The following is a 13,750-nucleotide window of genomic DNA, read 5'->3' on the forward strand; positions in this document are numbered from 1 at the left end:
CTGGCCGGTACTGAGGCGTTCCCGGCGTGGCCGGACGGAGCACCTGGACCGCTACGCGGTTAAGGTGAACTTAATGCGCTTTAGATAAGATCAACAACCAACGGCGCATCAGCAGCACTTCAACATAGCCCGGCTCGATGCCCGTACCGCACTCGATCAAGGGATTGACGGTGTAGTAGCGCTTGCGGAAGTCGCGGCAGACGAGGATTTCGCGCTTGCCCATGCGGACGAGGAAAGAGCTTGGGGCGTATTCCAGGCCGAACCGTGAGCCAAAACCGCTATTCAATGTTGCCATGACAATTCCTTTGAGGGAGATGTGTTGAACGAGTCATCAGAATAGCATAACTACTGTATGAATACACAGCTACTGTATGAATAAACAGTATTTTTTTACTGGTGTGGTTTTTTTGATCATCACCGGGGACATGAAAGAGAGATGAGTTTGCAAGAGAAAAATGACATGGGCATGACCACGGGCTGGACCACGAAACTGCGCCGCTTCGTCGAAGCGCGCCTGTCGCCCGAAGGCGAGCTGGGCCTGCATATGACGGTGGGCGTGGCCCTGATGCTGGTGGCCATCGTGGTCTTCCACGAGATCGCCGAAGCCGTGATGGGCATGGAGCAGATCACCGTGATCGACTTGCAGGTGGCGCACTGGTTCAATCAGCATGCCGTGCCGTGGATCACCAGTTGCCTGCTGGTCGTCACGCACATGCATGGCGTGATCGGCGCCATCACCCTGGCCCTCTTGCTGGGCTGGTATCTGCACCGCAAGGGCGCCGATTACTGGCTGTTTACCCTGGTCATCACCATGCCGGGCGTCATGTTTTTGAACCTGCTGCTAAAGTACATTTTTGTCCGCGCGCGGCCCAGCTTTGACGAACCCATTCTGCAGACGGCCTTGAGCACCTACAGCTTTCCGAGTGGCCATACGGCCACCTCGACAGCCCTGTACGGCTTGCTGGCCGCCTACCTGATTTGCCAGACGGCGCCGGGCGCCTGGGGCAAGCGCATCGCCATCGCGCTGGGCGCCTTCCTGATGGCGTCACTCGTGGGTTTCAGCCGCATTTACCTGGGCGCGCATTACCTGAGCGATGTGCTGGCGGCCATGGCGGAAAGCTATGGCTGGCTGGCCATTTGCATCGCCGGCGTGTCGACCCTGCGCCGCCGCCGGCATATCCGGCAAACCAAATAAGGGGAAACGATCCTGAGCAAGATTGCAGTCATCATCAACGGAGGCGCCGGTTGCGGCTATGCGCCGGACTGGGCGCAGCAGCTCGAAGCGAAATTCGCCGCCGTGGGACTCGACGCCGCCATCACCCTGGCGCAAAGCGGCGCCGAGATGATCGCCACGGCCGAGCAAGCGCTGCGTGATGGCGCGCCCATCGTCGTGGCCGGCGGCGGCGATGGCACCATCAATGCCGTCGCCTCCGTCGTGGTCGGCAGCGGCACGCCGTTTGGCGTCTTGCCGCTGGGTACCTTGAACCATTTCGCCAAGGATTTGAATATTCCGCTCGAGCTCGATGCGGCGATCGCCAACGTGGCGCAGGGCGTGCCGCACCAGGTCGACGTGGGCGAAGTCAATGGCCGCATTTTCCTGAACAATTCCAGCCTGGGCCTGTATCCCGACATCGTGCGCGACCGCGAAAAGCAGCAGCGCCGGCTGGGGCGGGGCAAGTGGCTGGCCTTCAGCTGGGCGTTGGTGGCGGCCTTGCGCCGCTACCCGTTTCTCAGCGTGCAATTGACACTCAACGACGCCGTGCATGCGCGGCGCACGCCCTTCGTCTTCATCGGTAATAATGAATACCTGATGGAAGGCTTGAATATCGGCGAGCGCGAGCGGCTCGATGGCGGCCAGCTGAGCTTGTACGTGGCGCAGCGTCCGGGCCGATTGGGCTTGCTGAAGCTGGCCCTGCACGCGCTGTTCGGCAAGTTGTCGCAGGCCAAGGATTTTGATGTGCTGACGGCCACCGACCTGGAAATCGCCACGCATCACCGCCGTCTGCGCGTGGCCACCGATGGCGAGGTGACGATCATGAATACTCCGCTGCAATACCGCATCCGCACGGCCGCGCTGGGAGTGCTCGTGCCGGCGCCGGCACTTTCTGGGGAGTAAGGCCATGCGTACCATCGTGCATTTGTCCGACTTGCATTTTGGCAGGGTCGATGCGGACCTGCTGGCGCCCTTGCGCGCGCTGGTCGAGCGCCTGGAACCGGACGTGGTCGTGGTCTCGGGAGATTTGACGCAGCGCGCCCGCAGCGCCCAGTTCCAGGAAGCGCGGCACTTTCTCGACAGCTTGCCGGGGCCGCAGATCGTGGTGCCGGGCAACCATGACGTGCCCCTGTACAACGTCTTTTCCCGCTTTTTGACACCGCTGGTGAAGTACCGGCGCCACGTGACGGACGATTTGTCGCCCGAATATGTGGACGAGGAAATCGCCGTGCTGGGCATCAATACGGCCCGCTCCCTGACCTTCAAGGATGGCCGCATCAGCCACGAACAGATCGATTTCCTGCGTCAACGCCTGGGTAGTTTGCCGCCCGGCTTGACGCGCATCATCGTCACGCATCATCCGTTTGACTTGCCGGAAAACTTCGACAAGGATGATCTGGTCGACCGCGCCCCGCAGGCGCTGCAAATGTTTTCCGAATGCGGCGTGGATTTGCTGCTGGCGGGCCACTTGCATGCCAGCGTGGCGGGCAACACGGCCGAGCGCTACAAGATCGCCGGCTACGCTGCTCTGATGGTGCAAGCGGGCACGGCCACGTCCACGCGGGGCAGGGGCGAGTCGAACTCGTTCAATGTGCTGCGCGTGGAAAACAGTTGCATCCGGGTCGAGCGCTACAGCTGGAATGAAGACAGCGCCGACTTTGAAAAAGTCAGCACGGAAGCATTCGAGCGCCAGGGCGGCGTGTGGGCCAGCTTGCGGCCGTTGTAGGTCGGATTAGCGGGGCAAAGCCGCGCGTAATCCGACAATATTGTTGGCTTTGGTAATGGCTTTGGTAATGGCTTTGGTAATGGCTGTGGTGATGTCGGATTACGCTGCGCTAATCCGACCTACGCCGACCTGCCGGGGCACACTTCTGTGGCTTAGAGCCAGTAGTTCATGAAGCGCGCCGCCCACTCCTTCATGCGGTCCGAGATGGGCCGCGTTTCCCATTTTGCTTTGGTGATTTCTTCCGAATCGCGCAAGTCTTCCTGGAAGGCGTTTTCCATTTCGCGCCCGAAGCTGTCGCCCAGCACGATCACGTTCAGTTCGCTGTTGTGCAGGAAGCTGCGCATGTCGATGTTGGTCGAGCCGACGGTCGACCAGGCGCCGTCGATGACGGCCGTCTTGGCGTGCAGCACGGCCAGTTTCAAATGAAAGATGCGGACGCCGCCGGCCAGCAACTGGTCGTACAGCGCGTGTCCCGCATGGAACACGAGGCCGCTATCTGACACGCCGGGCAGCACCACGGTCACGTCCACGCCCCGTTTCGCGGCTGCAACTAGCGCGTCGACCGTCTGCTGGTCGGGCACGAAATAGGCGGACGTGATGTGGATGGATTTCTTGGCCTCCTGGATGGCCAGGATATACGCCTTGTAGATCTCGAAGCCACCGTCCGGCTCGCTGGCCACGACGCGCACCAGCTTGTCGCCCACTTCGGAAAGCACCGGGAAGTAATTGGCGTCCGGCAAGTCGGCCTGGTCTTGCTGGGCCCAGGTGCGGATGAACAGCCACTGGAAAGCGGCCACGGCTGGGCCTTCCACTTTCACGTGGGTGTCGCGCCAGCCCACGTCCTTCTTGTCGGTCGCTTTCGATTTCGAGCGGAACAGCGAGCTTTTCGCATAGGTATCGCTGATATTGATGCCGCCCGTAAACGCCATCTTGCCGTCGACGATCAGCACCTTGCGGTGGTCGCGGTTGTTGATCTTCCAGTCATCGCCCTTGAGCTTGGCCGGATTGACGGGATTGAAGGCCACCAGGTGCACGCCGGCCGCACGCATGCGGTCAAAGAACGCTTGCGGCACGCCGATGGTGCCCACGCTGTCGTAGATGACGTTGACCGTCACGCCCGCTTGCTGCTTTTCGATGAGCATGTCGGCAAATTTGAGGCCCAGCGGATCCTGGTCGAAGATATACGTTTCCAGGTTGATGCTGTTCTTCGCTTCGCTGATGGCCTGGAACATGGCGGCCATGGTTTGCGGGCCGTCAAACAGCAAGGTCACTTTGTTGCCCTTGATCAAAGGTACGCCCGTGGCCGCCTCTTCCAGCGCGGCCTGGGCCTTCAGATCCATGCCGGACTTGGCCCAGCGCTTGTTGAGCAGGGCGGCGCGGCTGTTGACGTTCAGCAAGGCGCCCTTGCCCGTGATCACCTGGGGCTTGGCCACCGGTTCCAGGGTGGTATTGAGGTTCTTGACATTGGGCAGCGAGGCGCATGCAGCCAGGGTCCAGCACAGCAGTAGGGCGGTGAGGCAGGGTTGCATGCGCCTGATGGTCATTTTTGAGCCTTGTTCGTCAGTGACAGGTTTGCCGACTCGTCGACCAGCGCCAGCGGTGGCGGGTTTTTCGAGCCGAAGAAGAAGACGATGGGCGAGCGCAGGAAACGCTTGCCCAGAATCTTCAATAATTGCATGCCGTGCTTGAAGCGCACCTGGCGCGAGCGCAGTGCCACCCACAGGGCCAGGCCGAAGCTGACGAGCAGATTGGCCGTGCCGATGGCGAAGATGCCCGACAGCGACTTGACGGCCAGTTGCCAGCTCATGTTGTGATCGAGGCCCACCAGGGCCGTGGCGAAGTTGGCGGCCGAGAAGGTGATGTGGCGGATATCGATCGGCAAGCCGATCAGGAAACCCAGGGTGCCGATGGAGCCGAGCAGGATACCGAAGTAGAAGTTACCCATCAGGCCACCGAGGTTGTTTTCCAGATACATGCCCAGCCGCTGCAAGCGCTCCTGGCCGATCACCCGGCCCAGGCCGCGCAATTGCGCGATGCGCTGGGCCCAGCGCGTGTACAGGGCCTGGTTGTCATAGTAGCCGGAAATCAGGCCGGCCACGAACAGGCACACGCCGGCGATCATGGCGTAAAAGATGGCGGGGCTGCCGATGGGGTCGATATCGTGCAGCAGATGCATGGCTTTTTCCGGCGTCACCAGGTTGTGTCCCGTGATCGCCTTGTAGCCGAGCGCGATCAGCCAGGCCGTGGGGATGGCGGTCGCCAGGTTGCCCAGCACGGCCATGTTTTGCGTGCGGAAGACCTTGTTGATCAGTTCGGCCATGCTGTCGAGGTCGATGTTCCGGCCATCCTTGCTGTGCAGGCCGGCGGCGATGCGCGAGGCCGTCATGGCCGGCTGCTTGGTGGCCACCGTGAAATGCAGCAAGTGGATGAACATGAAACCGATCGAGTAATTCATGCTGAACATGAACGCTTCAACCAGCGGCGCCGAGCGCAAATACGACATCAATATCTTGAACAGGGCCATGAAGCCGATGATCACGCCCGCGCCCGCGGACGAGAGGAACATGGCGCCCATTTCGCGGCGGTTTTCCGCGATGTAATGCTCGCCCGTGCGGCTGGCGTTTTCCGTCACATTGCGCGCCAACAAGTTGATATTGTCGGAAAACAGGTCGCTGACCTTGTACTTGTGGTTATGCGCGCGTATCAGTTCCAGCGCCAGCCCGACGGCGCCCGCGCGGCGGCGGCTGACCGGTTGCGGGTGCAGCAAATCCTGCGTGGCGTCGACCGTGATGGCGGCGATGTCCACGTTGTTCGACGCCGGCAGCTCGCCGCTCGTGTCGACCAGGAACAGCAGCTTGCGCAGCCGCTCGATGCTTTGCGCCAAGGCCACCAATAAATACGTGAGGGGAATGCTGGTGCCCTGGTACAGCGCCTTCTTGCGGATCTTGGCGATGACGGCGTCGCACTGGTCGAGCATCACCAGCAGATGGCGCGCATCCTCGATGTGCTCGATGTCGCCTTGCAGCAAATTCGTGTAGGCGTCCAGGTAGGCGTTCACTTCCGTGTTCTGCACCATGAACGGTGACTGGAATACTTCGATTTCATTGTGGAAACGCGTCAATTCCGGTTCCAGACCCATGGCGCAGACGCGGTAGGACAGGGTGCGGATGGCGTCGAGCATGCCTGGCAGCATGATGTTGCCATCGCCGACGGCCAGTTCGATGTCGTCGCTGGTGAGCACGTCGAACAGTTCCAGCCAGTCCGTGGCGGGCACGTTGCTGATCCACAAATAATCGGTTTTCAGGTACAGCACTTGGTCGAGCGCGTCGTTCAGGTATTCGTCGCCGAGGGCGGGCGGCAGCATGCGGTAGGCGATGCGGCGTTTCAATTCCGTGAAGAAACCGCTGTTCGACAGCACGCCGATGTCGGTGTACAGGCTGGCATGGCGGCGCGCGGCCAGCACGCGCAGCACGTATTCGTGCAGGGCGCGCGCTTGCGCGGGGTTACCTTTGAGTAGCTGGCGCAGGGTGCGCACGTTGGCAATCGCGGTAGCGCTGTCGTGGGAGCGCTTGGGACGCAGTGAGTTGAATAATTCCACCAGCAAGTCGATATTGCTGGAGTTGGGGTCAATGCGTTCGAGGATAGCTAGCATGCAGAAAAAACGGGCGAGCCGCTGTCGGTAAAACCAGTAGTGTACCGCCTGCGTCAAATCGCGCAACGTTCGCCACCGAACATTGCTTTACGGCAGGGCCTGCATTTCACGCCATTTTGCCGCAAATTAGCTGAATCATGGTCAATATTGTGTGTTGTCAGTGCGCGACGTGTTTCCTGGGGCTAAGCTGAAGTTTCTGTTGTACAACGCACGGACGCTGGACAAAAAGCGGGGATAAGGTAACACTGAGATCAGACACACAGCGCATGTCCTGATCAATACCGGGAAGTTTCATTCACGTTGCCGAGATATTTATCATGAAGACCTCGTATTTTGCGCTTGCTGTGATAGGGATGGGGCCATTCGCGCTGGGCGCGACGGCCCAGGCTGCCGATGGCGCAGGCAGTGCCGCATCCAGTAACGTTGCCGTGTACGGCGTGCTCGATGCAGGCATCGTGGCCGAGCGCGGTTGCGCCGCCAGTTGCGCCGGCGCCAAGGTGTCCGGCGGCGTCGCGTCCGGCTCGCGCCTGGGCCTGCAGGGCCGCGAGGCGCTGGGCAATGACGTCACGGCCGTGTTTACCCTGGAAGCGGGTATCCAGAACGACACGGGCCAGTCGGAAGAGGGCCGTTTGTTCGGCCGCCAGGCCTACGTGGGCCTCGACAGCCGCCTCGGTGCGCTGACCCTGGGGCGCCAGTACAACCTGCAATACCTGACCCTGACCGACGTGGCCGACCCGTTCAAGGGCGGCATGGCCGGCAGCGCCGGCAACCTGGCCGGCTACAGCGTGAAACGCTATGACAATACCGTCAAATATGTGACGCCGGCCTTGCGCGGCGTGACCGCCAGCGCCATCTACAGCTTTGGCGAGTCGCCGTACAGCAACGCCAACAACCGCGCGTATGGCGCCACCCTCGGCTATTCGGCCGGCGCCGTGAATGTCAGCGTGTCGCACCAGCGCAAGAACAACTTCATCCTCGCCTCCGGCACCTTGCCCGCCATCGACATGTCGGCCCGCAACACCCTGATCGCGGCAAATATCGACCTCAAAGTGGCCACCGCCTTTGCCGCCGTGGGCGTGAACAAGGGCTATGGCAGCTCGCCGTGGGATCCGAACAATGCCTATAGCTCGCTGGCCCTGTCGATGTCGTCGTCGGACAGCCGCGACACCTTGCTGGGCGTGTCCGTGCCCGTGGGCGGCTTCAAACTGCTGGCGTCGTGGGTGCGCAAGGATGACCGCGACCTGGCCAACCGCGACGCCAGCCAGGTGGCAGTCGGCCTCACGTATTCGCTGTCAAAGCGCAGCGATTTCTACGCGTCCTACGCGAAGATCCACAACAAGAACGGCGCCCGCTACACGGTGGGCAACGCCAGCGATGCGGGCCGCGGCGACGCCGCCTTCAACATGGGCTTTCGTCACGGCTTTTGAGCTGCTGTCGCCGATGGGGCAGGGCACGTTGCTCCCAGCCACTTGCCGTTGCTCGTCACATTCACCTGTTCCGGCGTGCCGCGCGCGCTGGTCGTCACCGCCAGCTGCATGCTGAATGCCTGCTCGCCCGTGAACATCACCTTGCCTTCGCCGCTCGATTTCGGGTTGGCGCAAGTGAACGACACCTGCATGCCGCCCGCGATATCCGTGTTTTTCGATTTGCAATCGCCGGGCTGGCCCGTGGGAATCTGCCTGCGCGCCGCCATGTCCGGCGTCACGCAGGCCGTCACGCGCACGGCGCCGTCGGCGCCCACGGTGGGCATGGCCATGCCGCGACTGGCCGCCATGCTTTCCAGCTGCTTGCGTTGATCGGGAGGAAGGTTGCCCAGTTGCTGCAGCACCATGGACATGGCGTTGTCGGTGGCGGCGTCGGGCGACGCCATCTTGCTGTCGACTTGCCACAGGCCCGGCTTGATGGTGGCCGATGGCGAGGCGGCCTGGGCGCCAGCGTGGCTGCCCAGGGCGGCGCAAGCCAGTAAACTCAGGCGTAGCAAAGAATGTTTCATGTTGGCGTCTCCAGAAAAGGCAGACCCCAGCATACGGCATGGCAAGCGGGGCACGCTTGCCATTGTGTTACAAACTGTGATCGGGTTCGATGCGGCGCACGTCCACGCTGGCGATGCGGCGCTCGTCGGCTTCGAGGATTTCATAGCGCAAATCATCGAGTTCCAGTACTTCGCCCACGGCCGGCATGTTTTCGAAGTGCGCCAGCAGGAAGCCGGCCAGCGAGTTGTACTCGCCGTCTTCGCTGACCAGGGTTTCCGTTTCGAACACTTGCTCCAGGTAATGCAAGTCCGTCGCGCCATCGATGCGCCAGTGGCCGGGGCCCAGCACTTCCACGTCGGGCTGTTCGTCCTCGTCGGGGAATTCGCCGGCGATGGCTTCCAGGATGTCGATGGGCGTGAGCACGCCTTGCACGGTGCCGAACTCGTCGACCACCAGCACCAGCTGGCCGCGCGAGCGCTTTAATGTTTCCATGGCTTTCAACACCCCGGCCGCTTCCGGCACGACGACGGCTTCGCGCATGCTGGCCGGGTCGATCTTGCCGCGCGAGACGAGGTCCTCGATGAGGTCCTTGCTGCGCGCGATGCCGACCACGTTGTCGAGGTCATCATTGCAGACAGGAATCATGCTGTGCGGCGTTTCGCGCAGCAATTGCAGCATCTTGTCGCTGCTGTCGTTCAGGTTGACCCACGACACGTCGCCGCGCGGCGTCATGACGGAGCGGATCGAGCGCTCGGCCAGGGTCAGGACGCCGCTGACCATGTTGCGCTCTTCCACGCCGAAGGCGGAGACGTCGGGCGTTTCCTTGACTTCGTGCTCTTCCACGGCTTCGCGGCCCTTGCGTCCGCCCAACAGGCTGAGCACGGCTTGCGCCGTGCGGTCGCGCAGCGGGGCGTTCGACTGCAGCTTGAGGAAGTTGCGGCGCGCCAGCTGGTTGAAGAACTCGATGACGATGGAAAAGCCGATGGCGGCGTACAGATAGCCTTTCGGAATGTGGAAGCCCAGGCCTTCGGCGACCAGCGACAGGCCGATCATCAGCAGGAAGCTCAGGCACAGCACGACGACGGTGGGGTGGGCGTTGACGAAGCGCGTCAGCACCTTCGAGGCGAGCATCATGACGACGATGGAAATGACGACGGCCGCCATCATCACGTACAGGTTTTCCACCATGCCGACAGCCGTGATGACGGCGTCGAGCGAAAAGACGGCGTCGAGCACGACGATCTGCGCCACCACGAGGCCGAAGCCGGCGTAGACTTTCGGGCCCGTCTGGGCGTGCGTGACGCCTTCGAGGCGCTCGTGCAGCTCGCTGGTGGCCTTGAACAGCAGGAACAGGCCGCCGACGAGCAGGATCAGGTCGCGCCCTGAAAACGAGAATGTCAATATGGAAAATAATGGCGTGGTCAGAGTGACCAGCCAGGAAATCAGCGAGAGCAGGCCCAGGCGCATGACGAGGGCCAGGGTCAGGCCCAGCACTCTGGCCTGGTCGCGCTGGTGCGGCGGCAGTTTCTCGGCCAGGATGGCGATGAAAATCAGGTTGTCGATACCCAGTACGATTTCCAGTACGACCAGCGTCAGCAGGCCGACCCAGATTGTCGGGTCAAATAACCATTCCATGTGTGTAACCTTGTAAAGTCGATCAGTGTAAAGCGTGCCCGGCGGCTAAAGCCCCGGGCGCGTGGGTGCTGCATGCATGTCTTCAGAGGCGGACGCGCGGCGGCCGGGTGGCCAGCCGCACGTCCGCTTCGGCAAGTGCGCCCGGTCCCGCTTGCCAAATGATGGCGTAAAACGGCACGGCCTGGCGCGAGCTCGGGTACAGCGTGATGGGGTCGTTGTCGCATTCTTCAGTATCGCAGCTGTCGCCAGGCAGGCCCGCATGGAGGCTGGCGTCGGCACAGTCGATGCTGAAGGCGGGCGTGGCGGTAGCGCCGGCCGCGATTGCATGCTGGAATGGGGAAGGGCTGGCGTAAGCCATGCTGGCGAACGCCTGGGGTAAAGCGATGAAAACAAAAAGGCAGAGCAGGACGAGAGCTCGTCTCATATACAGGCAGATAGTTCTGGAACCGTGGAGTATAACACGGGCAGATAACAGCTTGATGACAGGGACTTGCGCAAGTGACAAGCATGCCGTAAATTACGAGAGCAATAATTTCACGTGGCGGCGAAGACGCAGCGTTGGCCCCGTGATCATTCTTGCACTCAGTATGTATTCCATGGCGCTTGCTGTTGCGCCTTGCCTAATCATGTAGTGTTACCAGGACCTTGCCTTGAAACCCATTACCGCCCTCCTGCTTGCCGCCGGCATCCTCTCGCCTTCGTTCATCCTTGCCGCCCCCCCCGTGGAAGCGGCGCCGACCCAGAAAACCGGCAAGGCTGCGCCCAGCCGCGCCGCCGTCAAAGTCACGTCCGTCGAAGGCATCACCGAATACCGCCTGGCCAACGGCTTGCGCGTGCTGCTGTTCCCCGATGCCAGCAAGCCGACCCTGACCACCAACATCGTCTACCTGGTCGGCTCGCGCCATGAAAACTATGGCGAAACGGGCATGGCCCACTTGCTGGAACACTTGCTGTTCAAGCCCAGCGCCAACTTCGGCGTCAAGAAGGGCACGAAAACCCCGGTCGAGATCCTGAATTCGACGGGTGCCGATTTCAACGGCACCACCTGGTACGACCGCACCAATTACTACGCCACCTTCCCGGCCAACGACGACAACCTGCGCCAGATGCTGGCCCTGGAAGCGGACCGCATGGTCAACGCGGCCATCGACCAGAACGACCTGTGGAATCCGAAGACGCAAAAGGGCGAGATGACCGTCGTGCGCAACGAGTTCGAGAGGGGCGAGAGCGACCCGATCAGCGTGACGAGCGAACGCATCCAGGCCATCGCCTACGACTGGCACAACTATGGCAAGTCGACCATCGGCGCCCGTTCCGACATCGAGCAGGTGAACATTCCCCGCTTGCGCGCGTTTTATCATAAATATTATCAGCCAGATAACGCCGTGCTGATGGTGGCGGGCCGCTTCGACGAAGCCAAGGTCTTGAAGCAGATCAATGAGCTGTTCGGCAAGATCCCGAAACCGACGCGCGTGATCGAGCCGACCTACACGGCCGAACCGGTGCAGGATGGCGAGCGCGCCGTGACGGTGCGCCGCAGCGGCGGCACGCAGTTCGTCGGCGCCGGCTACCACGTGGCGCCGTCCGGCAACCCGGACGCCGTCGCCATCGAGGTGCTGGGTCACGTGCTGACGGACGCGCCCGCTGGCCGCCTGCACAAGGCGCTGGTGGAAACCAAGCTGGCCAGCAAGATTGAATACAACTCCGTGAGCAACCTGGAGCCGGGCTACAACGTGTTCGGCGCGCTGGTGCCGCTCGATGGCAACCTCGATGCGGCGCAGGCGGCCATGCTGAAAGTGCTGGAAGAGCTGAAGTCGCAGCCCGTCACGGATGCGGAAGTGGCGCGGGTCAAGCAGCAATTGAACAAGCAGATCGAACTGGCCACTTCGAACACGGCCAACCTGACGATCGCCCTGACGGAGTCCCTGGCGGCAGGCGACTGGCGCCTGTTCTTCCTGCAGCGCGACCAGCTCGACAAGCTGACGACGGCGCAGGTGCAGGCGGCGGCCGAGAAATACCTGAAGAGCTCGAACCGCACCCTGGGCCGCTTCATTCCTACCGATGCGCCGGACCGCACGGTCGTGCCGGCCTACGCCGACGTGGCGCCGCAACTGGCCGGCTACACGGGCCGCGCCATCGTGGCGCAGGGCGAAGCGTTCGATCCGAGCCCCGACAATATCGAGGCGCGCACCACGCGCTTCACCTTGCCGAATGGCTTGAAGGGCGCCTTGCTGCCGAAGAAAACCAAGGGCAGCACCGTTAGCGTCGTGTTGAAATTGCAGATTGGCAGCGAAGAGAGCCTGCGCGGCAAGGGGCAAGTGGGCAGCTACACGGCCAATCTGCTGGTGCGTGGCACGGATACACTGTCGCGCCAGGAAGTGAAGGACAAGTTCGACCAGCTGGGTACGCAAGTGGTCGTCTCGGGCAATGCCGAGGGCGTCACGGCCGTGCTGATGGGCAAACGCGAGAACTTGCCGGCCGCCATGGAGCTGCTGGCGCAAGTGCTGCAAAAACCGGCCCTCAGTGAAACGGAATTCCTGGAACTGCAGCGCGAGCGCGTCGGCCGCGCGGAGCAGGAGCTGCCTGAACCGCAACCGCTGGCCACGAACGCCTTCCGTCGCCTGCTCGACGCCACGCCGGCAGGCCATGTGCGCCATGTCAGCACCTTGCCGGACGAACTGGCGGGCTGGAAGGGCGTCAACGTGGCGGATGTGAAAGCCTTCCATGGTGGCTATTATGGCGCGGCGAACGCGACTTTTGCCGCCGTGGGCGACTTCGACCCGGTCGCGCTGAAGGCGCAAGTGGCTAGCCTGTACGGCAACTGGAAGGCGCAGCAGCCGTATGTGCGCATTCCCGACGCCGTCAAGCCCGTCAGCGGCGAGAAAGTCACCCTGGAAACACCGGACAAGGCCAACAGCGTGCTGTTCGCCATCCAGCCGCTGGCCCTGAAGGATGACGCCGCTGGCTATCCGGCCTTGCTGATCGCCAATCACATGCTCGGCGGCGGCACCTTGCGCAGCCGCCTGGCCGACCGTATCCGCCAGAAGGAAGGCCTGTCGTACGGCGTCGGCTCGCAAGTGAGCGTGCCGTCGCGCGAACCGGCCGGTTACTGGATGGCGTATGCCATCAGCGCGCCGCAAAACACGGTCAAGGTGGAAGCGGCCCTGCGCGAGGAAATCGCCAAGGTGCTGGCCGACGGCTTCACGCAAGAGGAACTGGCCGAAGCGAAGAAAGGCTGGCTGCAATCGGAAGAAGTGGGCCGCACGCAGGACACTGGTCTGGCCAACTACCTGGCCGGCTACCTGACGCAAGGCCGCACCCTGGCCTACGACAAGGACCTGGAAGCGAAGGTGTCGGCCCTTACCCTGGCGCAAGTGAACCAGGGCCTGCGCGAATACCTGAAGCCATCGGCCGTCTCGGTGGTGGTGGCGGGCGACTTCGCCAAGGTGGCGAAAGAGGGTGAAAGCGGCGCCAAGGCAACGACGTCGAAATAAGCTGTTTTACATGGAAAAAACCCGCCGGCAAGTTACCTTGCCGGCGGGTTTTTTATT

The 13,750-nt window shown here is 62.2% G+C and carries 11 protein-coding genes; 5 read left to right on the top strand and 6 right to left on the bottom strand.

All coding sequences use genetic code 11. The annotated features are described in order from the left end of the window. Positions 1-70: 70 nt before the first annotated feature. Positions 71-295, bottom strand: coding sequence for a hypothetical protein (locus HWE17_RS09490; protein WP_010396348.1), 225 nt, complete (start codon positions 293-295; stop codon positions 71-73). Between the two features lie 141 nt (positions 296-436). Between HWE17_RS09490 and HWE17_RS09495 the strand changes: the two genes are divergently transcribed. From HWE17_RS09495 to HWE17_RS09505, 3 genes are read left to right on the top strand one after another with little or no spacing between them, the layout of a single operon-like run. Beyond that, positions 437-1,195, top strand: coding sequence for a phosphatase PAP2 family protein (locus tag HWE17_RS09495; RefSeq protein ID WP_225243621.1), 759 nt, complete (start codon positions 437-439; stop codon positions 1,193-1,195). A gap of 12 nt (positions 1,196-1,207) precedes the next feature. After that, positions 1,208-2,116: a diacylglycerol kinase family protein gene (locus HWE17_RS09500; protein WP_176388630.1), complete on the top strand. Its 909-nt coding sequence runs from the start codon at positions 1,208-1,210 to the stop codon at positions 2,114-2,116. A gap of 4 nt (positions 2,117-2,120) precedes the next feature. Continuing rightward, a complete protein-coding gene (locus tag HWE17_RS09505; protein ID WP_035826214.1) occupies positions 2,121-2,939 on the top strand; it encodes a metallophosphoesterase in 819 nt (272 codons plus the stop codon). Positions 2,940-3,091: 152 nt separating this feature from the next. Here the strand turns inward: HWE17_RS09505 and cls are convergent, their stop codons facing one another. Continuing rightward, positions 3,092-4,483 carry a cardiolipin synthase gene (gene cls, locus HWE17_RS09510; protein WP_176388609.1) on the bottom strand — a complete coding sequence of 464 codons (1,392 nt, stop codon included), beginning with the start codon at positions 4,481-4,483 and terminating at the stop codon, positions 3,092-3,094. Then, positions 4,480-6,591 carry a site-specific recombinase gene (locus HWE17_RS09515; RefSeq protein ID WP_035826217.1) on the bottom strand — a complete coding sequence of 704 codons (2,112 nt, stop codon included), beginning with the start codon at positions 6,589-6,591 and terminating at the stop codon, positions 4,480-4,482. The genes cls and HWE17_RS09515 overlap by 4 nt, the downstream gene beginning before the upstream one ends. Before the next feature lie 317 nt (positions 6,592-6,908). Here HWE17_RS09515 and HWE17_RS09520 point away from each other — a divergent pair, with 317 nt between their 5' ends. Further along, a complete protein-coding gene (locus tag HWE17_RS09520) occupies positions 6,909-8,018 on the top strand; it encodes a porin (protein ID WP_176388610.1) in 1,110 nt (369 codons plus the stop codon). Here HWE17_RS09520 and HWE17_RS09525 read toward each other — a convergent pair. The 3 genes from HWE17_RS09525 to HWE17_RS09535 all read right to left on the bottom strand — a co-directional run bounded on the left by HWE17_RS09525 (position 8,006) and on the right by HWE17_RS09535 (position 10,557). Further along, the gene (locus HWE17_RS09525) at positions 8,006-8,584 is read right to left on the bottom strand and encodes a DUF3617 domain-containing protein (protein ID WP_176388611.1); all 579 of its coding nucleotides are present in this window, start codon (positions 8,582-8,584) and stop codon (positions 8,006-8,008) included. The genes HWE17_RS09520 and HWE17_RS09525 overlap by 13 nt on opposite strands. 67 nt (positions 8,585-8,651) lie before the next feature. Then, the gene (locus tag HWE17_RS09530; RefSeq protein WP_176388612.1) at positions 8,652-10,199 is read right to left on the bottom strand and encodes a TerC family protein; all 1,548 of its coding nucleotides are present in this window, start codon (positions 10,197-10,199) and stop codon (positions 8,652-8,654) included. 82 nt (positions 10,200-10,281) lie between these two features. Continuing rightward, a complete protein-coding gene (locus tag HWE17_RS09535) occupies positions 10,282-10,557 on the bottom strand; it encodes a hypothetical protein (protein ID WP_035826233.1) in 276 nt (91 codons plus the stop codon). Positions 10,558-10,849: 292 nt separating this feature from the next. Between HWE17_RS09535 and HWE17_RS09540 the strand changes: the two genes are divergently transcribed. Continuing rightward, a complete protein-coding gene (locus HWE17_RS09540) occupies positions 10,850-13,693 on the top strand; it encodes a pitrilysin family protein (protein ID WP_176388613.1) in 2,844 nt (947 codons plus the stop codon). Positions 13,694-13,750 lie beyond the last annotated feature (57 nt).

It is taken from the genome of Janthinobacterium sp. BJB401, from assembly GCF_013372745.1.
Classification (GTDB): domain Bacteria; phylum Pseudomonadota; class Gammaproteobacteria; order Burkholderiales; family Burkholderiaceae_D; genus Janthinobacterium; species Janthinobacterium rivuli.

Excerpts from the sequence above, each read along its gene's own strand:
- HWE17_RS09490 (WP_010396348.1), bottom strand. The coding sequence starts at position 295 with ATGGCAACATTGAATAGCGGTTTTGGCTCACGGTTCGGCCTGGAATAC.
- HWE17_RS09495 (WP_225243621.1), top strand. The coding sequence starts at position 437 with ATGAGTTTGCAAGAGAAAAATGACATGGGCATGACCACGGGCTGGACC.
- HWE17_RS09505 (WP_035826214.1), top strand. The coding sequence starts at position 2,121 with ATGCGTACCATCGTGCATTTGTCCGACTTGCATTTTGGCAGGGTCGAT.
- cls (WP_176388609.1), bottom strand. The coding sequence starts at position 4,483 with ATGACCATCAGGCGCATGCAACCCTGCCTCACCGCCCTACTGCTGTGC.
- HWE17_RS09515 (WP_035826217.1), bottom strand. The coding sequence starts at position 6,591 with ATGCTAGCTATCCTCGAACGCATTGACCCCAACTCCAGCAATATCGAC.
- HWE17_RS09520 (WP_176388610.1), top strand. The coding sequence starts at position 6,909 with ATGAAGACCTCGTATTTTGCGCTTGCTGTGATAGGGATGGGGCCATTC.
- HWE17_RS09525 (WP_176388611.1), bottom strand. The coding sequence starts at position 8,584 with ATGAAACATTCTTTGCTACGCCTGAGTTTACTGGCTTGCGCCGCCCTG.
- HWE17_RS09530 (WP_176388612.1), bottom strand. The coding sequence starts at position 10,199 with ATGGAATGGTTATTTGACCCGACAATCTGGGTCGGCCTGCTGACGCTG.
- HWE17_RS09535 (WP_035826233.1), bottom strand. The coding sequence starts at position 10,557 with ATGGCTTACGCCAGCCCTTCCCCATTCCAGCATGCAATCGCGGCCGGC.